Origin of the sequence: Marinobacter sp., assembly GCF_041687235.1 — a bacterium.
In the GTDB taxonomy this organism is placed as follows: Bacteria; Pseudomonadota; Gammaproteobacteria; order Pseudomonadales; family Oleiphilaceae; genus Marinobacter.
Genome location: NZ_JAWLCH010000016.1, coordinates 63,286 through 84,131 on the forward strand (window position 1 = coordinate 63,286; position 20,846 = coordinate 84,131).

17 protein-coding genes and 1 riboswitch are annotated in these 20,846 nt (G+C 58.0%); of the genes, 10 read left to right on the top strand and 7 right to left on the bottom strand.

Going from position 1 to position 20,846, the window contains the following annotated elements; all coding sequences use genetic code 11:
- The first annotated feature begins 86 nt into the window (after nt 1-86).
- Nucleotides 87-2,366, top strand: coding sequence for a 5-methyltetrahydropteroyltriglutamate--homocysteine S-methyltransferase (gene metE, locus ACESMK_RS17275; protein ID WP_373001401.1), 2,280 nt, complete (start codon nt 87-89; stop codon nt 2,364-2,366).
- On the opposite strand, the gene cpdA is transcribed toward metE, so the two are convergent.
- The 4 genes from cpdA to thiC form a co-directional block, all read right to left on the bottom strand.
- Nucleotides 2,360-3,166 carry a 3',5'-cyclic-AMP phosphodiesterase gene (gene cpdA, locus ACESMK_RS17280; RefSeq protein ID WP_373001403.1) on the bottom strand — a complete coding sequence of 269 codons (807 nt, stop codon included), beginning with the start codon at nt 3,164-3,166 and terminating at the stop codon, nt 2,360-2,362. The two genes, metE and cpdA, sit on opposite strands and share 7 nt — an antisense overlap.
- Before the next feature lie 202 nt (nt 3,167-3,368).
- Nucleotides 3,369-3,854: a DUF1249 domain-containing protein gene (locus ACESMK_RS17285; protein WP_373001405.1), complete on the bottom strand. Its 486-nt coding sequence runs from the start codon at nt 3,852-3,854 to the stop codon at nt 3,369-3,371.
- Nucleotides 3,854-4,471, bottom strand: a complete 618-nt coding sequence (locus tag ACESMK_RS17290; RefSeq protein ID WP_373001407.1) for an NUDIX domain-containing protein — start codon at nt 4,469-4,471, stop codon at nt 3,854-3,856. Before ACESMK_RS17290 ends, ACESMK_RS17285 begins: the two co-directional genes overlap by 1 nt.
- Nucleotides 4,472-4,532: 61 nt before the next feature.
- A complete protein-coding gene (gene thiC, locus ACESMK_RS17295; RefSeq protein WP_373001409.1) occupies nt 4,533-6,410 on the bottom strand; it encodes a phosphomethylpyrimidine synthase ThiC in 1,878 nt (625 codons plus the stop codon).
- 88 nt (nt 6,411-6,498) lie between these two features.
- Nucleotides 6,499-6,620: riboswitch (TPP riboswitch) on the bottom strand.
- Nucleotides 6,621-6,803: 183 nt separating this feature from the next.
- Here thiC and ACESMK_RS17300 point away from each other — a divergent pair.
- A complete protein-coding gene (locus ACESMK_RS17300; RefSeq protein ID WP_373001411.1) occupies nt 6,804-8,183 on the top strand; it encodes a TolC family outer membrane protein in 1,380 nt (459 codons plus the stop codon).
- A gap of 53 nt (nt 8,184-8,236) precedes the next feature.
- On the opposite strand, the gene waaA is transcribed toward ACESMK_RS17300, so the two are convergent.
- The gene (gene waaA / locus ACESMK_RS17305; RefSeq protein WP_373001413.1) at nt 8,237-9,490 is read right to left on the bottom strand and encodes a lipid IV(A) 3-deoxy-D-manno-octulosonic acid transferase; all 1,254 of its coding nucleotides are present in this window, start codon (nt 9,488-9,490) and stop codon (nt 8,237-8,239) included.
- Nucleotides 9,491-9,611: 121 nt separating this feature from the next.
- Between waaA and lpxL the strand changes: the two genes are divergently transcribed.
- The 4 genes from lpxL to ACESMK_RS17325 are packed head-to-tail and all read left to right on the top strand — an operon-like array spanning nt 9,612 to nt 13,784.
- Nucleotides 9,612-10,559: an LpxL/LpxP family Kdo(2)-lipid IV(A) lauroyl/palmitoleoyl acyltransferase gene (lpxL, locus tag ACESMK_RS17310; RefSeq protein WP_373001415.1), complete on the top strand. Its 948-nt coding sequence runs from the start codon at nt 9,612-9,614 to the stop codon at nt 10,557-10,559.
- Nucleotides 10,560-10,609: 50 nt separating this feature from the next.
- A complete protein-coding gene (locus ACESMK_RS17315) occupies nt 10,610-11,605 on the top strand; it encodes an ELM1/GtrOC1 family putative glycosyltransferase (RefSeq protein ID WP_373001417.1) in 996 nt (331 codons plus the stop codon).
- On the top strand, nt 11,602-12,717 hold the full coding sequence (locus tag ACESMK_RS17320; RefSeq protein ID WP_373001419.1) for a glycosyltransferase family 4 protein: 1,116 nt from the start codon (nt 11,602-11,604) through the stop codon (nt 12,715-12,717). Before ACESMK_RS17315 ends, ACESMK_RS17320 begins: the two co-directional genes overlap by 4 nt.
- A complete protein-coding gene (locus tag ACESMK_RS17325; RefSeq protein WP_373001421.1) occupies nt 12,714-13,784 on the top strand; it encodes a glycosyltransferase in 1,071 nt (356 codons plus the stop codon). Before ACESMK_RS17320 ends, ACESMK_RS17325 begins: the two co-directional genes overlap by 4 nt.
- An 8-nt stretch (nt 13,785-13,792) precedes the next feature.
- Here the strand turns inward: ACESMK_RS17325 and ACESMK_RS17330 are convergent, their stop codons facing one another.
- Nucleotides 13,793-14,587: a glycosyltransferase family 2 protein gene (locus tag ACESMK_RS17330; protein WP_373001423.1), complete on the bottom strand. Its 795-nt coding sequence runs from the start codon at nt 14,585-14,587 to the stop codon at nt 13,793-13,795.
- A gap of 132 nt (nt 14,588-14,719) precedes the next feature.
- On the opposite strand from ACESMK_RS17330, the gene ACESMK_RS17335 reads away from it, so the two are divergent.
- From ACESMK_RS17335 to ACESMK_RS17350, 4 genes are read left to right on the top strand one after another with little or no spacing between them, the layout of a single operon-like run.
- Nucleotides 14,720-16,141, top strand: a complete 1,422-nt coding sequence (locus ACESMK_RS17335; RefSeq protein WP_373001425.1) for a mannose-1-phosphate guanylyltransferase/mannose-6-phosphate isomerase — start codon at nt 14,720-14,722, stop codon at nt 16,139-16,141.
- On the top strand, nt 16,138-17,043 hold the full coding sequence (locus tag ACESMK_RS17340) for a lysophospholipid acyltransferase family protein (protein ID WP_373001427.1): 906 nt from the start codon (nt 16,138-16,140) through the stop codon (nt 17,041-17,043). Before ACESMK_RS17335 ends, ACESMK_RS17340 begins: the two co-directional genes overlap by 4 nt.
- Before the next feature lie 25 nt (nt 17,044-17,068).
- On the top strand, nt 17,069-19,096 hold the full coding sequence (locus tag ACESMK_RS17345) for an O-antigen ligase family protein (protein WP_373001429.1): 2,028 nt from the start codon (nt 17,069-17,071) through the stop codon (nt 19,094-19,096).
- The gene (locus tag ACESMK_RS17350) at nt 19,086-20,018 is read left to right on the top strand and encodes a polysaccharide pyruvyl transferase family protein (protein WP_373001431.1); all 933 of its coding nucleotides are present in this window, start codon (nt 19,086-19,088) and stop codon (nt 20,016-20,018) included. Before ACESMK_RS17345 ends, ACESMK_RS17350 begins: the two co-directional genes overlap by 11 nt.
- Here ACESMK_RS17350 and ACESMK_RS17355 read toward each other — a convergent pair.
- A partial coding sequence (locus ACESMK_RS17355; RefSeq protein ID WP_373001433.1) for a CDP-glycerol glycerophosphotransferase family protein occupies nt 20,015-20,846 on the bottom strand: 832 nt, incomplete at its 5' end. The two genes, ACESMK_RS17350 and ACESMK_RS17355, sit on opposite strands and share 4 nt — an antisense overlap.

Consider the following 20,846-nt stretch of genomic DNA (forward strand, 5'->3'; position numbering starts at 1 on the left):
CCTGAAATATTACCATTATTCTTCATCACATCGAGCGGATATTCTGCCCCCTCTTGCAAACCAACGGATCAAGCAGAGGACCCAGCATGGTAACCACACACAATCTCGGATTCCCTCGTATCGGAACCCGCCGCGAGCTGAAGTTTGCTCAGGAAGCCTTCTGGAAGGGGCAGGTCAGCGAAGAGGAGCTGCAGATAACCGGCGCGGATCTGCGTCGCAGGCATTGGCAGAGTCAGCAGCACCTCGACCGGGTGCCCGTGGGGGACTTCTCCTTTTACGATCAGGTACTGGATATGAGCGTCACCCTGGGCAATCTGCCTGAACGGGTCAGAGAATCCGGAGGCAGCGAGCTCGAACGGTACTTCCGGGTAGCCCGGGGTCGCTCCGGACAGGAGTCTTCGTGCTGCGGCGTGCAGGCGGGGGAAATGACCAAGTGGTTCGACACCAACTACCACTATATCGTGCCCGAGTTCCACCAGCACACCCGCTTCCAGCTCAACGCTGACCGGTTGATTGAACAACTCGCCGAGGCCCGACACCAGGGTCTCACACCAAAGCCGGTCATCATCGGGCCGATCACCTATCTCTGGTTGGGTAAGGCCAAGGATGAAAGCGATCGACTGGCGCTGCTGGAGTCACTCCTGCCGGTTTATTCAGAGCTTCTGAGTGTACTGGCAGATCAGGGCGTCGATTGGGTCCAGGTGGACGAGCCCGCCCTTGTTACTGATCTGGAGGCAGACTGGCGCCACGCTTTCAGCCTGGCCTACCACCACCTGAAAACCAGCGCGCCAAAGCTGTTGGTAACCACTTACTTCGGCGAATTGCGAGAAAACCTGCAGCTGGCCTTCGAACTGCCGGTGGCGGGGTTGCACATCGATGCTGTCAGCGCGCCACAGGAAGTCGCCCGGGTGGTTGACTGGCTGCCACCACACAAACAGCTTTCGCTGGGGGTCGTTAACGGCCGGAATATCTGGCGAACCGATCTGGAAAAAACCCTGGACTGGCTGGAACCCGTCCATGAAAAACTGGGAAACCGCCTCTGGATCGCTCCCTCATGCTCACTACTGCACGTGCCGGTGGATCTGGCCAACGAACAGACGCTGGATCCGGAAATCCGCAACTGGCTGGCATTCGCAAACCAGAAGCTTGATGAACTGCATGTTCTCGCCACCGCGCTGAATCACGGCAGAACTGTGGTTCTCAAACAACTCGCGGAATCGACTGCAGCCATCAACAGCAGGAAAACATCCGAACGAGTCCACAACCCGGCGGTTCGGGCCCGAACCGCAGAGATCAACCCGGCGCTCGGTCAGCGTCGAACCCCCTACCCGGAACGCATCACTGCCCAACAGCAGAAGCTTGGCTTGCCGCGTTTTCCGACTACCACCATCGGGTCTTTCCCCCAGACCCGGGATATCCGCCAAACACGGCGCCAGTTCCGCAAGGGCGAACTGACCGAGGCAGACTATACCACCCGGATTCGAGAGGAAGTGCGCCGCTGCATTGCCGAGCAGGAAGCTCTTGGGCTCGATGTTCTCGTACACGGTGAAGCCGAAAGGAACGACATGGTGGAATATTTCGGCGAGCAGCTGGCCGGCTACACATTCAGCCAGTTCGGCTGGGTTCAGTCCTACGGTTCCCGGTGCGTAAAACCACCCATCCTGTTCGGCGATATCTCCCGACCAAAGGCCATGACTGTCGAGTGGATCCGGTATGCCCAGTCCCTGACCAAAAAGCCTCTCAAGGGCATGCTGACCGGCCCCGTGACCATCCTTAACTGGTCGTTTGTTCGGGACGACCAGCCCCGGCGGGAGAGCTGCCTCCAACTGGCACTGGCCATTCGGGAGGAGGTTCTTGATCTGGAAGCCGCCGGCGTGGGCATTATCCAGATTGATGAAGCGGCCCTGAGAGAGGGCTTGCCACTGCGGAAATCCGATTGGAACCAATACCTGGACTGGGCGATTGACGCATTCCGGATTGCCGCCAATGGCGTTCGAGACGAAACCCAGATCCACACCCACATGTGCTACTCGGAGTTCAACGACATTATCGAGGCCATCGCCCGGATGGACGCGGATGTCATCACCATCGAAACCTCCCGGTCCGACATGGAGCTTCTCGATGCCTTCCGGGGCTTCCAGTATCCGAACGACATCGGTCCCGGAGTCTACGACATCCACTCACCCAACATCCCTGACCGCGAGCAAATCCGATCGTTGATGGTGAAGGCCGCAGAGCGCATACCGGCGGAGCGGCTCTGGGTCAATCCGGACTGTGGTCTGAAGACCCGTCAGTGGGAGGAGGTAATTCCTGCGCTTGAAAGCATGGTGGCTGCAGCCCGGGAACTGCGGGAGGGGGTTCAGTAACCTGTGCTGTTCTGATCCAGATCGAACTGAAAATCTGTGGCCCGGCGGACTTCCGTAGTGAAGTCCCCGGAGTCATGGAACTCGAACCATCGGTAACCCGGCGGCAAGTCTTCAACCGAGAATTTACTGGAACCGGAGGTGAACTGGATACAGGTAGACGGGGTTGCCATCAATTGTACCCCGTTACGTTCCCGCTCATGTTCCTGATGGATATGGCCCCACAGAACGATCCGGACCTGAGGAAACCGCTCCACCACCTGCCAGAACGCATCGCGGTTGGTAAGGCCGATCTTTTCCATCCAGTCCGATCCGATGTCTACCGGATGGTGATGCAAGGCAATTACAGCTGGCAGGTCCGGATGCTGCGCCAGGGTTTCCTCCAGAAATGCCAGTTCCGAATCGGCCAGCGCACCAAACACCTTGCCGGGCACAGAGGAGTCGAGCATGACGAATTGCCAGCCCCCCTGAACAACATGGCGGGCATTGGCATCATACTCGCCTGCTACCTTGACCAGATGATCAACGTGGTCATGGTTGCCGGCAATCCAGACTGAAGGGCAGGAAAAGACCTTCAGGCTGTCGCCGAACACCCGGTATGCTTCCACCGACCCGTCCTGGGCAAGATCGCCGGTTGCCAGAATCAGATCCGGCTGGCCGTGCACTTTCAACACTTCTGCAATCACGGCCTGCAGGCTTTCCCGGGTTTTTACGCCCAGCAGGTCTCCGTCGGCATGCGCCATCAGGTGCGGATCAGTCAGCTGCAGTACCCGCAGTGGCCGGGTTTGTTCCTTCGTGGTCATGGCTTTCTGGATCTACTCACTGGCAATACGTGGTCTGAACCCAAGTGTACGACGCCGGTTCGCGGATTTATCACTTTCGAATCGAACGGGGGTCACATTCTGGCCAGACGCTGGCGAAATATTGCAATTTTTGACAACTATGGCACATCAACAGGCCATAGCCACACCACTTTAGTCCTGCCTGGATCCTTAACAGGCCGCCTCAGTCGACGCCTTCACCGGCAGACCAGGCGGCATGTTCCATGGGTAGGTGACCAAATCGCAGACAGTAATCCAGCCAGTCGGCAAGAAAACCGTTTACCTGCACCTTCTCGTCCGGGTGGTGCATGAAGCGATTCGGGTAATCGTTTACAGGGGCAATCTGGCGATCACGGTAGCAACTGATCACCTCGGCCATATTGGCGTCGTGGTAGACCCGCACGGTCATCTGCGGGTTGTTGAGCCAGCGTCCCGAGTTATGAACCTGTTCAAGCAACAGGGTTTCGGTGAATTTTGCAGTCTGCAGCACTTGAATCCGGACTCGCCCCAGATAATGGTTTTCACGGTGCAGCTCGAATTCGCAGACGGGCTTGCCGTCCACCTCCAGCTGCCGCAGTTTCTTTAACCGCTGATAGTTCCCATCACACAGGGCACCGAGCTGTCGCAGATCCGGAACGTACCGCTTGGGCTTCATGGTCCACTCACCCATCACTGCCACCCTTCTCTCAAACGGGCCCGATTCAGCTCGAGCCACTGAAGGGCAATAATGGCCGCAGCATTGTTGATACGGCCATCGTGGATCATCGCTATGGCATCGTCGGATGACACCACATGGGCGCGGATATCCTCGTGCTCATGCTCCATACCATACAGCCCACCCGCGTCTTCGGTGCTCACGCGGCCGCAGTACAGATGAATCATCTCGGTACTGCCGCCGGGCGAAACCAGGTAATCGCAAATCTTTTCCAGCGGCTCAAACGTCAGCCCGGCCTCTTCCTGCCCTTCCCGCTGAGCCACCTCTTCCGGGGTTTCGCCGTCTTCGTTCATGCCGGCCACCAGCTCCAGCAACCAGGGCGACTGGTCTCGGCCCAATGCACCGAGGCGAAACTGTTCCAGCAGTACCACTTCGTCCCGCTCCGGGTCGTAGGGAAGCACGCAGGTCGCATCCCCCCGAATAAAAAGCTCCCGGGTAAACAAAGGCATATCCCGGCCATCAAAACGCGGGTGGGTCAACCAGAGCTTATCCATGCGGAAGAAGCCCTGGAAGACGGTTTCACGCTTTTCGACGTTGACGTCGCTGGCTTTGAACTGGAACGGTTTGGCCATTTTTTGTCCGGTCGTTGAATCGACTTGGAACGATAGCCTTTAGTTGGGTATTACTTCAAGTTCAAACCTTGTCGTACAGCTTACTCCCGGACTCCACGAACTCGCGGGATTTCTCCTGCATGCCAACATCCACTGCTGACACCTCATCAAGACCATGCTCCCTGGCATAATCCCGAACCTCCTGGGAAATCTGCATGGAGCAGAACTTCGGTCCGCACATCGAACAGAAGTGGGCCATCTTGGCGGATTCTTTCGGCAGGGTTTCGTCGTGATAGGCACGAGCCGTGTCCGGATCCAACCCCAGGTTGAACTGATCTTCCCAGCGGAACTCGAAGCGAGCCTTGGAGAGCGCATTGTCGCGGATCTGGGCGCCTGGATGCCCTTTGGCCAGGTCTGCCGCATGGGCGGCGATCTTATAGGTGATAATGCCAGTTTTCACGTCGTCCTTGTTTGGCAGGCCCAGGTGCTCCTTGGGAGTTACGTAGCAGAGCATGGCGCAGCCGTACCAGCCGATCATGGCGGCACCGATGCCGGAGGTGATGTGATCGTAACCTGGCGCAATGTCGGTGATCAGCGGGCCGAGGGTGTAGAACGGGGCTTCGTCGCAGCATTCGAGCTGCTTGTCCATGTTCTCCTTCACCAGATGCATGGGCACGTGGCCCGGGCCTTCGATCATGCACTGGACGTCGTGCTTCCAGGCGATTTTCGTGAGCTCCCCCAGAGTTTCCAGTTCGCCAAACTGGGCCGCGTCGTTGGCATCGGCGATGGAGCCGGGGCGCAGCCCGTCGCCGAGGCTGAAGGACACGTCGTAGGCTTTCATGATTTCGCAGATGTCGTCGAAATGCTCGTACAGGAAGCTTTCCTTGTGGTGGGCCAGGCACCATTTGGCCATGATCGAACCGCCCCGCGAAACAATGCCCGTGGTGCGCTTTGCAGTCATGGGCACATGATGCAGGCGAACGCCCGCGTGGATGGTAAAGTAATCCACCCCCTGCTCGGCCTGCTCAATCAGCGTATCCCGGAAGATTTCCCAGGTCAGGTCCTCGGCCACACCGCCGACTTTCTCCAGCGCCTGATAGATTGGAACGGTGCCGATGGGAACCGGCGAGTTGCGGATGATCCACTCACGGGTTTCATGGATGTTCTTGCCGGTGGACAGATCCATGATGGTGTCGGCGCCCCAGCGGATGCCCCAGGTGAGTTTCTCCACCTCTTCTTCAATGGAGGAACTGACCGCAGAGTTGCCAATATTGCCGTTGATCTTCACCAGGAAGTTGCGACCGATGATCATCGGTTCGATTTCCGGGTGATTGATGTTGGCCGGGATAATCGCACGACCACGAGCCACCTCATCGCGGACGAATGCCGGTGTGATTTCCGGAGGCAAATTGGCGCCGAAGGACTGACCGGGATGCTGGTCTTTCAGCAGCCCCCGCTTCCGGGCTTCCTGCAGTTTCATATTTTCCCGAATGGCGATGTACTCCATTTCCGGGGTAACAATGCCCTGACGGGCGTAATGCATCTGGGAAACGTTATAGCCCGGTTTTGCACGCAGGGGTTTGCGCTCGTCCATAAACCGCAGTGGGTCGAGCTGCGGATCTTTCATGCGGCGGCGGGTGAACTCGGAGGAATAACCGGAAAGTTGTTCCACATCGCCACGCTCTGCAATCCAGCCGGCCCTCACAGGCTTAAGCCCCCTGCGCAGGTCAATGGTCGCGTCCGGATCGGTATAGGGACCAGAGGTGTCGTACACCACCACCGGCGGATTCTTTTCACCGCCCATCTCGGTTGGCGTGTCCTGCACGGTAATTTCCCGCATGGGCACCCGCAGATCGGGTCGGCTACCCTGTACGTAGATCTTGCGTGAGCTTGGCAGGGGTTTGATGGCGGCGGAATCCACCTTTGCGGAATCGCTGAGGTAATCAGGCAAGTCAGTCATCATTCGCTCCCGGAACAATTTTTGGATTTCGGGTCGCGTATGACGGAGCTTTCGACACGGTTTCTCTCTGGGGAGAATACTGGTCAGGCAGCACTGTGGTCTTAAATCCCTACGCCGGTATTATCCGGATCAGGTCGCGGGTTCTGCGATGCAATCTCAGCCGGTTGCTTCCAGTTTCCGGAAAGCAGACCAGCACCCCGTCAAGACGCGAATCTGTAATGCATGACACCCACAATGAGTGCCATTTGCAAGTGTAGAGCTGCGGGCAATTATTGTCCATAATGGCCAACCAGACCCGTCGGCCCACAATAACGGGGCAAAGATGCGTGGCTGCCAGCCTGACATGCCCCCCGACTACCGGGCAAAGATGCGTAACTGTATTCAGGAGATAGAATGAAGAAGCGATTGCTTTCCGGACTTATTGGCCTCATGGCCGCCCAGTCCGCCCTTTCCATGGATCTGGTCGAGACCTATGAGAAAGCGCTTTCCTACGACTCCGGCATTGCCGCTGCCCGGGCAAGCTTTGAGGCGCAGCAGGCAGCCAGCGATGTCAGCCTGAGCACATTACTGCCCCAGATCGGCGCTTACGGCGAAGGCAATTACATCGATGTGGACGGTCCCAACCAGGATAACAGCTACCGGGAGCTGAACTACGGTCTTCAGCTGACCCAACCCCTGTTCCGGGCCGACGCCTGGTTCCGTTATGACGCCAGCAAGTTTCAGACAGAATCCGCGCAGGCAGAATACAATCTGGCCCAACAGCAGCTGATTCTGGACGTAGCAACTGCTTACTTCAACGTGCTGCGGGCCCGGGACACGGTCACCACCGCACGAGCAACCGAGGCCGCTATTCAGCGCCAGTACGAACAGGCCCAGGAACGGTTTGATGTGGGGCTGATCGCCATCACCGAGGTGTATGAGGCGCGGGCCAGCTACGACGACAGCAAGAGCCAGCGCATTGCAGCCGAGAACCAGCTTAATGTCGCCCGGGAACAACTGGCCCGGCTGACAGGCGAATACGCTGAGGAACTGGACAACCTGCGCCGGAACTTCCCCCTCGGTCGCCCGGATCCGATGGATCCTTCCGCCTGGGAAGCAACCGCTCTGGAGCAGAACTGGTCTATCCAGTCGGCTCTTTACGAGCTCAATGCCAATGAAGCCAGCCTCCGGGAAGCCAAGGCCGGACACTACCCGACCGTGGATCTGAACGCGTCCTATGGCAAAACCGACCTGGATGGCATTGAAGACCCGGCCAGCATTCAAACCCAGAGGGACGGCACAACGACCCGCGGAACCATCGGGCTCACGCTGAATGTCCCCCTCTATTCCGGGGGCGGTACCCAGGCCGGCGTGCGCCAGCAGCGGTCGCTGGTGACAGTCGCTGAACAATCCCTGAATACCGTTCGTCGCGATGTCCGGGTGAACACCCGCAGCCTGTTCCTGACCGTCAACAACAACGTTGAAACCGCCTCCGCACTGGAGCAGACGATAGTATCCCGCCGCAGCGCACTGGACGCCACGCGTGCAGGGTATGAGGTAGGAACACGAAACATAGTGGAAGTGCTGGATGCAGAGAGGGCCTATTACGTTGCCCTGAGAGATTATGCCAACGCCCGTTACGACTATGTGATCAATTCGCTCCAGCTGAAACAGGCCGCAGGCACGCTGAGTCCCCGGGACCTGATTGACCTGAACAACTGGTTGAGCGCGGCCGCACCGGGCATCGAGGCACTGGCAAACGAAGAAGAGATTCTGGACGATCCGACCCAGTAACGTCTCGGCTGGGCGGGCCTGACGGCTCGCCCACGGGTCACTCTGGAAGCGTCTCAGACTCGCTCGATGATGCCATCGACGACCTTGTCCAGGGCGCCCCGGTTTTTATTGACCACTTTCAACGCTCTCTGGCCAATCTCTTTTCGCTCCTGCTCATCACTGAAAAGTGACGACACATGCTCGGCCAGCTCGTCTGCATCTCCAACCAGCTTAACGCCCCGGTCATCAAGCAGGCGCTGGTAAATCGTCTCGAAGTTAAAGATATGAGGGCCTGAAAAAACCGGGATGCCCCACCCTGCCGGCTCGAGGGGGTTGTGCCCACCGCGCTCAATCAGCGAACCGCCAACAAAAGCCAGGTCGCTGGCTCCGTAGAGCATCATCAGTTCCCCCATGGTATCTCCGAGGTACACCTGCGCCGAGGAGGGATTCTCCCCCAAGGACCGCCGGGCAAGCGTCAGCCCCTCTCTGACCGCCTTTTCCGCCACGGGCACGAATCGGTCGGGGTGCCTCGGGACCAGGATCAGCAGGGCATCGGGATGCCTTTCCAGGACTTTTCCATGAGCCGCCAGCAGCTGGTCGTTCTCGCCACCGTGGGTGCTGCCGGCAATCCATACTGGCCGATCCGCCAGGTCTTTCCGGAGTTCCATTGCGGCATTTCGCACATCGTCTGGAATATCGACGTCAAATTTCACACTGCCCGTGACGGCCACTTTTTCTGACGCAACACCGATTCGCCGGAACCGCTCGGCGTCTTTCTCGGCCTGGGCAGCTACCCAGCTGATACTGCGCATAATGGGGGCAGCGAGGCTGCGAATTCGTTCATAGCCTCGGGCGGAACGTTCTGAGAGGCGGGCATTTATGAGAAACACCGGTACCCGGCGTGCCCGGCACTGGCGAATCATGTTTGGCCAGATCTCGGTCTCCATGATGACCAGGATCCGGGGGTTGGCCCGGTCGAGGAACCGACGTATCGCGCCCGGCGTGTCATAGGGCGCGTAAGCATACTGCACCTGGTCACCGAACATCTTGCGCGCCTGGGCCAGACCGGTGTCAGTCATGGCGGTCATCAGGATGGTAATCCCGGGGTTACGAGCCAACAGACGCCGGACCATCGGCGCCGCCGCGATGGTTTCGCCCACAGAGACGGCATGAACCCACACCACCGTACCGCTCGCCCTCGGCACGATCCCAAGGCGCTGATACCAGTTGCGTCTGAGTTCTGGAGCTCGACGACCATTCCACCACAGACGCAGTAAAATGAAAGGCAGAATCAGCCTAATAAGCTGGGAGTAGATAAATTGCAGCACACAGGACTCCGGGCAAAACAGTGCGCTATCATAGCGTAAAACCTATTGATTTGCTTCCGATTGATCGCTTGAGCCATTGTGCCACCTTCAATCGATTCAGACCTGGCAGGACCCGCTTTACGTGAAAAAGAAATACCGCAAATTACCGCGAAACACCGATTACTCAGCCTACCGCCATCCCCGTTGGTGGCCAACCTGGCTGGGAATTGCTTTGATGTGGTGTGTATCCCGGCTGCCAATTCGTGTTCAGTGGGGGTTAGGCAAGCTGGCGGGACTGCTGGCGTTCCGCTTTGCCCGCAGTCGCCGGCACATCGCCGAGGTGAATATCAAGCTTTGTTTTCCGGAACTTACGGCCGCTCAGCAATCAGCGCTGGTCAGGAATGCGTTTATTGCCAATGGTATCGGTTTGCTGGAACTTGGCATCGCCTGGTTTCGCAATCCCGCCAAATTGACAGACATCACACAAGTCCATGGCCTTGAGCATTTCGAGCAAGCGCGAGCCGAAGGCAAAGGCGTTTTGTTGCTTGGCGGCCATTACAGCACCCTGGATCTTGGAGGGAGTCTGGTGACCGAGTTCATCGAGGCGGACGTCATGCAGAGGGACCACAATAACCCCCTGATGAACGCCGTGATGACCCGAGCCCGGGAGCGTCGCTACGGCACCGTTCTGGGCGCCAGAGACCTGCGTGGCCTGTTCCGCAGCCTCAAGAAAAACCGGGCAGTCTGGTACGCCACCGATCAGGACTATGGCCGTAAGGATATCGTGTTTGCGCCGTTTTTCGGCATTCCCGCTGGCACCATTACCGCTACATCAAGGATTGCAGAGCGGAGCGGGTGCAAGGTGGTTCCGTTCAGCCATTTTCGGCGTGACGATGGACCGGGCTATGACATTTACTTCCACCCTGCCCTTGAGAATTTTCCCAGCGGAGATGATCTCAAGGATGCAACATTGGTCAACCAGACTATCGAGCGAGAAGTTCGGCGCGCACCGGATCAGTACCTCTGGATGCACCGGCGTTTCAAAACTCGCCCGGATGAAAACGATCCGGGCTTCTACAAACGCCGGTGAAACCAAAGAACTCAGGCAATACGGAGGCCGGCATTGCATGCCGGAACGCCATGGCCAGACCCGAGTCCAGGAAGCAGGACGAACCCGCCCCCGTGGTGTGGCTTCTGACCGACAACAAGCCGGGCCACCGGAACCAGCTGAAAGGGCTTGGCAACCGGCTCCGCGTCCTGGCAGGAGCGAGCACCTACTGGGTCGATACATTGTCAGTCAGGGTACCGCTCTGGCGGGCCTTGCTGGCTTCGCCGCCCCGGATGGACGCGCATCTGCCGCGCCCCGATCTGGTGATTGCCGCAGGGTCCGGCACGCATCGATTGCTGCTTGCACTGCGAAAACGCCGCCGAACCCGGACGCTGGTTATGATGAAGCCCGCGTTTCCGCTGGGCCTGGTAAGTGGCGCCCTGATTCCAGCTCATGATCGCGTCCAGCCAGGCCCGAGAATCCTGTTAACCGAAGGCGTTTTGAATACCATTACACCCCTGGCCAGAATCACCGAAAAGCGGGAAGCGCTTTTGCTTATTGGTGGGCCGTCACCCCATTTCGACTGGGACGACGATGTCGTCCTCGGCCAGGTAGCTCACCTGATCGGCCACTATCCCGACTGGCGCTGGACCATCAGCACCTCGCGGCGAACACCGGAGCCCATGAAGGAGCGACTTAACGACATGGCCGGGCTTCGGATTACCGTTGTTCATCCCGAGCAGACTCACGAGGATTGGCTGAGCCATCAACTTTCTGCCTCCCGGGCGGTTTGGGTGACTCCTGACAGCATGTCCATGGTCTGCGAGGCGGCAACGTCCGGTGTACCGACCGGGCTGTTTGAGTTGCCGGCCCGAGCCGGAAGCCGGGTGGTGGACGGTGTGGAACGACTGGTGCGGGGCGGTTATGTCGCCCAATGGACAGATCACGCCAGCGTTATGGCAGGCCGGGCTGACCATGATCGAACGCTCTGGGAAGCCAACCGCGCCGCCCGATGGGTGCTCGAACAGGGACTGTTGCCACAGAACACTCAAACCATACAAGGCAAGCATAAAGGGGCTCAGACTTGAGAATTCTTCAGGCGCTTCCAGCGCTTTACAGCGGCGGGGTGGAACGAGGCACCGTCGAGTTCGCCGCCGATCTCGTCAAGCGCGGTCACGAATCCTTTGTCGTCTCCAAGGGCGGCCCTATGGCCGAGCAATTGCGTGGACAGGGCTCAAAGCACATCTTCATGCCGATACACCGGAAGACCCCGGCATCCTTCGGGCAGATACTGCCGATGCGGAAACTGCTTCTCGAGCTGAAACCGGACATCGTTCATGTCCGCTCGCGCATGCCCGCCTGGATTATCTTCCTGGCCCTGAAAAGCATTCCGAAGCAGGAACGCCCTGCGATTGTATCCACATTCCATGGCATGTACTCCGTCACGCCCTACAGCGCCATCATGACCCGCGCGGATCACATCATTGCTGTGTCCCAGTGTGTAAGAGACTACGTCATGAGCAACTATCCGGTGCCGGCGGAAAAGCTGACCGTCATTCAGCGTGGTGTCGATGTGGATGCCTTTCACCAGCGGGAACTCAGCCAGCAATGGCTGGACCGCTGGTTCCGGCAATACCCCCAGCTCGCCGGCCAGAAAATCATCATGATGCCCGGGCGGATTTCCCGCTGGAAAGGCCAACTGGATTTTCTCGCGATGATGTCGAAACTGGTGCGGGAGCGACCCGATTGCCATGGCATCATCGTGGGAGGTGCGGAACCGGGCAAGGAGCACTTTCTTGAGGAACTGGAAAAGGAACGCGCCCGCCTGAACCTGACCGACAAGGTCAGCTTTCTTGGCCAGCGCAATGACATGACCACGCTGTACCTGCTTGCCGATGTGGTGTGCCACATGAGCACCAAGCCGGAACCCTTCGGCCGGACGGTGACCGAAGCCCTGGCATCCGGAACGCCCGTCGTCGCCTATAACCGCGGAGGCGCAGCGGAAACACTCCAGGCCTGTTTCCGGGATGGACTGGTGCCTCCGGATGACGTCGAGGCGTTTGCCCTGGCCGTTTCCCGGCTGCTGGATGCCGAACCGCCGGCCATCGAGATCCCCCATCGATTCCGGCTGGAAGCACAGACCGAGGCGACCTTGCAGGTGTATGAAAACGTCCTGAAGAGCGCCGCTGGCCGATCATGATCACCTCACAGCCATTAACCATTGCCCTTCTGCTTGCCACACCCGGCACCACCTGGGGCGGCATGGAGCAGCACACCGCTGACCTTGCGGGCGCGCTGGCCGAACGGGGACATAACGTACATGTTTTTGGCCACAGAACCTACCGGGACAAATTCCCGGCTGCTGTCGATTTTCATCCGATACCGGTTCAACTCGGGCGGCGAAATCTCTGGCTCCAACTCATGTTTCGCAGGCGCCTTCGGGAGCTGTCACCGGATGTTCTGCACGCCCAGGGCAACAAGGCCGCGCAATTGGCAGGCAAAACCGGGAAACTCGCCCGGGTGCGCCTGGGGACAGTTCACGGCATCAAATCCAGCCACAAAGCCTTTGACCGCCTTGACTATGTCATCGCGGTAAGCCCCCAGATCCTGATAGCTCTGCGACACCCCGAAAAGCACCTGATCTATAACGGCGTGAAAACCCAACCTCAGAACGATCGACCAGAAACCGGGCCGCGACTCCCGGAAGGAGTTACCAACGTCATCGCCGCGGGGCGACTGGAACCCGTCAAAGGTTTTGAGACGTTGATCAGGGCCTGGGCCAAACTGGGCACGTTTTTAGGCAATGCCCACCTAACGATCTTTGGCGAGGGAACCCAGCGGCCACATCTTGAACGGTTGATCCAACAGTCTGGACTCGAAAACTCGGTTACCCTGGCCGGATTCAGCCGAAACCTGGCGTCGGTCTACCGCAAGGCCAGCCTGACGGTGATCAGCTCCGAGCGTGAGGGCTTCCCCTATGTTCTGGTCGAATCCCTGCTTTACGGCTGTCCGGTCGTCTCCACGCCAGTGTCAGGTCCCCGGGACCTCCTCCCGGACTCATCTCTCAGCGCCGGACACCAGGTTCAGGACCTCGTCGATCTTATCTCCCGGGCGCTTGCGAATCTGGAGGCATTGAGGCATAGCCAACAGTCCGCCATGGCGTTCGCCCATGAAACGCTGACCGTTAACGCCATGGCTGAACAGACAGAAGCCCTTTACGTGAAAGCAATCCGTGAACGCCCAGTCACTCACAAACCATGGCGATAGGCTCAGTGTTACCGGGTATTTTCATCCTCAAACTTCGACAGCATCTGCATCTCCCGGGCCTTGGCCAGTCGCATAAAATTGCGATTGGCCGCCGTAATAGCGACGCTCAGGCCAAACCATCCGTTCAGGATCTGCCGATGCAGCAGATAGTACTTCAGGAACTTCAGGGGAAACTCCGCAAACAGACGCGCGCTCGAGATACGTCGGCCCTTTGCAGCAAGAAAACGGGCCTGCTCCGTCGATAACTGGCAATACTTGCGCTCCATCTGCTCCAGTGAAATCAGCGTGCGATGCAACACATCACCCCTGAGGTCCTGAACGGTCCCGCTCTTCACCTGGGGCCTGTCGTTGTTGCTGTCTTTTTCTGCCTCAATGACCGCCTTGTTGCGATTATAGAGCCTGAGGATCATTTTCGATTTGTCGTGGCGGAACGGATGCCGGGGATCCGGCTGGGACAGCACCCAGCGCATCCGGAACCCCGCAATATCCGGGTCAACCGGCTTAGAAAACAGGTTCTTGATGTTGGCCACAAGCTCATCCGACAGCACCTCATCCGCATCCAGATCCAGCACCCAGTTATTGCGGCACAGGCTTGCGGCGAAGGCTTTCTGGCAGGCAAACCCCTGCCAGTCATTGTGTACGAACCGGGCACCCGCCGCTTCTGCGATTTCCCGGGTTCTGTCAGTACTCCCGGAATCGACTACGATAATCTCATCGACCCAACCCGAAACCTTCGCCAGGGACTCTGGCAGTCGCAGTTCTTCGTCCTGGGTGATGTAATAAACGGACAGCGGTAGCTTCATCACAAATCCTGGTGTCAGCGCATTCAGTTTACGGCGTGGTCAGAACAATATCACGGTTGCCTTATGATAAGATGACGCGCCTGATTTCGATGTTTTTAATGGAATTCTCTAACTCAAGCCCGGAGTGTACAGATGATTCACCCCGTCATTATGGCTGGCGGCACCGGCTCGCGCCTTTGGCCGATGTCGCGCCAGCTGAATCCGAAACAGTTCCTGAAACTGACCAACGGCCCTCTGTCGATGCTGCAGGCCACCGTTGCGCGGCTTGAGGGCATGGACGCAGCAAATCCTCTTCTGATCTGCAACGAGGAACACCGGTTCCTGGCTGCGGAACAAATGCGCCAATCCGGCCACGAGGATACGCGGATCATTCTTGAGCCCTGCGGCCGCAATACAGCACCGGCCATTGCACTGGCAGCACTACAGCTGACCGAGGCTGCAGAAAATGGAGCCGATGATCCCCTGATGCTGGTGTTGGCAGCTGACCACCTGATCAAGGACGTCACCGCCTTTCAGGAAGGGGTGAAAAAAGCCATTCCGCTCGCACGGGAAGGGAAACTGGTCACCTTCGGCATTGTCCCGAACCATCCGGAAACCGGCTACGGCTACATCCATCGTGGCAAAGAACTGGGTCCCGACAGCTACCTGGTGGACAAGTTTGTCGAAAAGCCGGACCAGGCGACGGCAAACCGCTACCTGGATTCCGGCGAGTACCTCTGGAATAGCGGCATGTTCCTGTTCGGTGCCCGTCAATACCTCGAGGAGCTGGAAGCCCATCGCCCGGATATCCTGGACGCGTGCCGTGCCGCCATCGCGGATACCGCCGATGACCTGCACTTCACCCGGATCAACGCCGAACGATTCGCGGAGTGCCCCTCAGACTCCGTCGATTATGCCGTCATGGAGAAGACCGATAGGGCCGCCGTGGTTTCCCTGGATGCGGGATGGAGCGATATCGGCTCCTGGTCTGCGCTCTGGGAAGTCAGTGACAAGGACGCAGACGGCAACAGCCTGACCGGCGACGTCATCACCCATAACACCACCAACACCCTGGTCCGTGCCGATAGCCGGCTGGTGGCAACGGTTGGCGTGGACAACCTGGTGGTGATCGAAACCAAGGACGCCCTGCTGGTTGCCCATAAAGACAGCGTTCAGGACGTCAAAACCGTGGTGGAACGGATCAAGACCGATGGCCGCCACGAACATATGAACCATCGGGAAGTCTACCGGCCCTGGGGTGTTTACGATTCCATCGATAACGGCGCCCGCTACCAGGTCAAGCGCATCACGGTAAAACCTGGCGCCAAGCTCTCTGTGCAGATGCATCACCATCGAGCCGAGCACTGGATCGTAGTCAGTGGCACCGCCCGGGTCACCAACGGCGAGAAAACCTATCTGGTCACCGAGAACCAGTCCACCTACATTCCGGTTGGCCAGGTGCACTCGCTGGAGAATCCGGGGGTCATTGACCTGGAACTGATCGAAGTCCAGTCGGGCTCTTACCTGGGTGAGGACGATATTGTCCGTTACGAGGATCGGTACGGCCGGAAATGAGCAAGCTCAAGTATTTCGTCATTGCCGGGCTGCTCAGGGTTGCCGGCTGGTTAACCCTTGCTGGCGCTCAGCGGGTGGGTCGTTTCGTAGGCTATCTGGTATGGCGACTGCCTTCCAAGTCCAGACAGGTAACCGACATTAACCTGTCCATCTGCTTGCCGGAGCTTTCAGACACCCAACGCGCAGTCATGTCAAAAAGGTCCCTTGCCCAGACCGGCATGACCATGCTCGAGGTTCCCCTTATGTGGGAATGGCCGGTGGAGAAATGCCTTGGCCTGATCCGGGAAACCGAAGGTCTGGAACTGATCGACAAGGCCATGGCCGGCGACACGGGGCTGATCCTGCTCGCGCCGCACCTGGGCAACTGGGAACTGGCCGGGTTGTTCTTTTCCTCGCGGTACAAAATGGCAGCGCTTTACAGCCCCCCGAATATGCCGGAGTTTGAGGATTATATGATCAAGGTCCGCGGGCGACTTGGTTCGGAGTTGGTCCGGGGCGACCGCAGGGGCCTCGCCCGACTCGCCTCGATTCTCCGGGAAGGGGGCGTTGCCGGCATCCTGCCGGACCAGTCTCCCCGAGGGAAAGGCAACGCCTTTGCGCCGTTCTTTGGCATGGAAGTGAAGACCATGACCCTGGTGTCCAAGCTGATCCAGCGCACCGGCGCCAACGTGCTGATCACCTATGCGGAACGCCTTCCGGACGCTTCCGGGTTCCGGATCGTCGTGCGCGAGACTGGCCCCGGCCTGGGAGACAAAGACCCGGTTGCCGCAACCACCGCGATGAATCACGCCATTGAACAGTGCGTAAGAGAAATCCCCGAGCAGTATCAATGGGAGTACAAGCGTATGCGCCATCGGCCGCCGGGAGAGATCAACCCCTACAATCCCGACAGAGTCTGCTAAAAAGCTGAGAACGGATACCAACGCTATGACCCAACCGATTCGCCTGCTTCCCACTGTCCTGATTATGGTCGGTCTCGGAGGAGCACTTCTTTCGTCCAGCATCCTGGCCGCTGCGACCTTGCTTGCGGCAATTTTCGGGCTGGCGTTCATCAAAACCAGGGCCTTGCCCAAAGCAGGTTGGGACACGCCAAAAGAGCTCCGGTTATTGCATTTCGCATTCTGGTTCTTCGTGCTTGCGAGTGCCTTTTCATGGACTATGGAAGGGTTTGATTATGAAGGCGGAAAAACCCTGGGTACCCACGCGCGCTTTATTCTGTTCTGGCCTCTGGTGATTGCCTTTACGGTTTCAGGGTTTCGTGCCAACCATCTGTTCGCAACCACCGCGATTGTTGCCCTTTCTTCGGTAGTCGCGTTACTGGTGGCCCTCGCAACTGAATATGAAAGCTTGAGCCAGCTGCTTCAGACGCGCTTCGGTGCCGGTATCAATCCGATCAGCTTCGGCAACCTTTCCTTGCTTGGGGGTTCCCTCGCCCTTGTGGGTGGCTCCTATTTCTTGAAGACCGGCAAATCAGGGGTGGCAATCGCTGTCTTCGGGCTTGGCGCTTGTGCCATCATCATCTCGATGCTTTCAGGAACCCGAAGCAACCTCATTGCCCTTCCCGTTCTCCTGTTTCTGCTCCTACCCCTGGTCAGCCGGAAACTGCGTCTAGCGGGTCTTGCCGCCATCGCGCTTATATCGCTGATCTTTTTATTCAGCAGTGACCGCATGCAGCAGTCTATCGAAAATGCCCTTGAGGGCGAAAAACTTGACCCGGGAATCGAAATACGCCTGGAGCTTTGGCAAGTAGCAGCAGGCATGTTCGTGGACCAACCCTGGACAGGCGTCGGCCTGGGTGGTTACACCACTCATGTTGAGCAGGTAGCAGAGTCAGAACCGGAACACGCCCATCTGGCAGCCTGCTGTACCGGGCACGCCCACAACGACCTGCTCAATAACGCGGCAACAAGCGGCATACCTGGAGTACTGAGCTGGGCGTTCCTCATTTTCATACCGCTGGCTGTATTCGCCAGAAATCTCTTTAACAAACACCAACCCACGGCACATATCGCCGTGGCAGGCACCATGGTCAGCATCGGATACCTGGTGTTCGGGCTGACAGAAGCCACCTTCAACCGAAGCCTGTTTCTTACCTTCTACCTGCTCTCGATTTCAGCTCTGGCCTCAGCATTGTTCACCGAACTGAACGCTTCTTTTACCCGTAAGCGGAAGGTGAAAGTCTCTGCGACAATTATTGCCAAGAACGAAGAGGAGCACATCGCTGACTGCCTGAAATCGGCCAGACTTGTGGCCGATGAGATCATCGTTCTCGACAGTGGCAGCAGTGACCGAACCGCGGATATCGCCAGAGAATATGCCGACGTTGTTGAGGTTACAGACTGGCCCGGATTCGGTGTACAGAAACAGAGGGCTCTGGAAAGAGCGACTGGCGACTGGGTGCTTTCACTGGATGCCGACGAGCGGATTACCACGGAGCTGGCCCGTGAGATAAATCACCACCTGGCAGACCCGGACGCAGACGCATACAAACTGCCCTGGGCGGTAACCATCTACGGGAAGCGGCTGGACTTCGGGCGCAGTGGCCGTGCGCCCCTGCGGCTTTTCCGCCGGGAAGGCGTCCGCTTTTCCGATGCACTGGTGCACGAACGAATTCTGATCCCCGGTGGACGCAAAACCAGAACACTTCGCGGTCGCCTGACCCATTACACCCACCGGGATTTCGGTCACTCCCTGGAAAAGAGCGCCAAATATGCCTGGCTGGGGGCGAAGGAGAAACACCGGAGGGGCAAAAAAACCCGAACCATGATCTACCCCACCGTGCGAGGGTTGATGACATTTTTGCAGGTTTACTTCATTCGGTTCGGTTTTCTGGACGGCGCTGTGGGCTATCTTACGGCTGTAACGTATGCACAGGTTACGTTCAACAAATACGCAGGACTGTGGACATTGGGACGTCCCGCCTCAGGTCAACCATTGGATAAAGATGAAGATTGATAAACACGCTCCAGAGAAAATGAATTTTGGGGACGACCTGAATGCCTGGCTCTGGCCCAAACTTATGCCGGAATGCCTCAGTGAGACCGACGGAATTCATTTTCTCGGAATCGGGACCTTGCTGAAGGCTCGCAGGTTCGAGACCAAGCTGGCTCAGACTCGTCGGATAGTGGTCTTTTCGTCGGGGAGCTGGGGCGTCGACCTTCCAGTTCTCGACCATCGTTGCCGTGTGTATGGCGTCAGGGGCCCAAGAACGGCCCGGGCACTCGGACTTACACCAGAGCACGTAATCGGTGACGGAGCCTACCTGCTAAAGAACCTGCCTCAGGGTAATATCAAACACCCCGGCGGCGAAATCGGTTTCGTGCCCCATCACGGAAGTGAACGTTACGTTGACTGGCAATCAGTGTGCGACGCTGCTGGCTTGACGTTTATCTCACCAAGGCAGTCGGTAGAGTCCTTTATCGACTCGATTTCGCAGTGTAGAGCCGTCATCACCGAAGCAATGCATGGAGCAATCACCTCTGATATTTTGAGAATTCCCTGGGTTGCGGTCAGCTTTGCACCAAACTTCAATGCCGAGAAATGGTTTGACTGGGCAGAATCCATGTCCCTCGAATTGAAAATCCAGCCGCTACCGATGGTCTACCAACAGACGCCGCCGTTTTGGAGAGGGTTGGAAAATCGTGGGAAAAGGTGGCTAAACAGGATGGGCGTGGGGCCAGAGAAGTGGGCGAGACTACCCTATGCATTAAGGGCTTCACCGTCCAGGCAAAGAGATCAGCTAATCGCCAGTCTGAGGTCATTGACGGAGCACAGGGAAGAGCAGTTGTCCTCCGACGCGGCACTTAGCCAGATTCTCGAGCGACAGAACTCCGCCCTGGAAAGACTCCGAGCCGACTATCGTGAAAACCGCCTTTAGAAAGAATTCAAACGCATCTCGCGAGCCAACCTGCGGCGGACCTTCAGTTTCCGCACAATATTGAGGGGTTTGCGCCGGAGCCTCCCCTGTTGGTTCTCCAAAAAGTCGTCCACGGCGTCCATGACTCGAACACTGGAACAACCATCACGGAAACTGTGAAGATCGTTGCAGAGCTCCCGCGTTGCTTCCATCAGCTCAACCGGGTACTCCATCGCTTTCGACAACGCAGCCTCAACTTCTCCAATGTCATCCACATCGATCAGGTAAGGCCCGGGCATTTTTGTCCTGTAGGTAACGACTGGCCGATCCAGAAACATGAATTCGAACATGATTGAGGACGTATCGCAGAGCATCACGTCTGCTTGCGGGAGAATCGGAAGAAGGTCCTCATCGCTCTCCACAAAACGCAGGTTGTCGCCGGCCAGTTTCCGGTACTGCTCGACGACCTGCGGATCCATTTTTGGATGCAGAGTCACGATGAACCGCCAGCGGCCACTTCTGGAGAGCTCGCCGATTTTTTCAACCAGAGCCGGCGCCGACGTAACCGATCGGCTGAATGTGGATGCATAGAACACCACCGGCGGTTCATCCGCCTCCCGTAACCTTGGCCCACGCACCGGCTGGGATAAAAGCGGGTCCAGCTTTGGCCAGCCCGTATGCGCCACGGAGAAATGCCGATGCTTCTCAGCCAGTTCGCTGAATTTGGCGGTGTCCCGCTCCGCATGTGTGCAGTACAGATCGAACCAGCCTCGAATGCGATAATGGTCGCTTTCATCCTCGCTGCTGTGGCCCCGTTTGTTTCGGGCCATACCATGGAAAACTTCGACT

Coding starts and splice junctions, on each gene's coding strand:
- ACESMK_RS17290 (WP_373001407.1), bottom strand. CDS start 4,471: ATGGCCAAACCGTTCCAGTTCAAAGCCAGCGACGTCAACGTCGAAAAG.
- thiC (WP_373001409.1), bottom strand. CDS start 6,410: ATGACTGACTTGCCTGATTACCTCAGCGATTCCGCAAAGGTGGATTCC.
- ACESMK_RS17345 (WP_373001429.1), top strand. CDS start 17,069: ATGACCCAACCGATTCGCCTGCTTCCCACTGTCCTGATTATGGTCGGT.
- metE (WP_373001401.1), top strand. CDS start 87: ATGGTAACCACACACAATCTCGGATTCCCTCGTATCGGAACCCGCCGC.
- ACESMK_RS17350 (WP_373001431.1), top strand. CDS start 19,086: ATGAAGATTGATAAACACGCTCCAGAGAAAATGAATTTTGGGGACGAC.
- ACESMK_RS17340 (WP_373001427.1), top strand. CDS start 16,138: ATGAGCAAGCTCAAGTATTTCGTCATTGCCGGGCTGCTCAGGGTTGCC.
- cpdA (WP_373001403.1), bottom strand. CDS start 3,166: ATGACCACGAAGGAACAAACCCGGCCACTGCGGGTACTGCAGCTGACT.
- ACESMK_RS17325 (WP_373001421.1), top strand. CDS start 12,714: ATGATCACCTCACAGCCATTAACCATTGCCCTTCTGCTTGCCACACCC.
- ACESMK_RS17300 (WP_373001411.1), top strand. CDS start 6,804: ATGAAGAAGCGATTGCTTTCCGGACTTATTGGCCTCATGGCCGCCCAG.
- ACESMK_RS17285 (WP_373001405.1), bottom strand. CDS start 3,854: ATGGGTGAGTGGACCATGAAGCCCAAGCGGTACGTTCCGGATCTGCGA.
- ACESMK_RS17330 (WP_373001423.1), bottom strand. CDS start 14,587: ATGAAGCTACCGCTGTCCGTTTATTACATCACCCAGGACGAAGAACTG.
- ACESMK_RS17335 (WP_373001425.1), top strand. CDS start 14,720: ATGATTCACCCCGTCATTATGGCTGGCGGCACCGGCTCGCGCCTTTGG.
- ACESMK_RS17315 (WP_373001417.1), top strand. CDS start 10,610: ATGGCCAGACCCGAGTCCAGGAAGCAGGACGAACCCGCCCCCGTGGTG.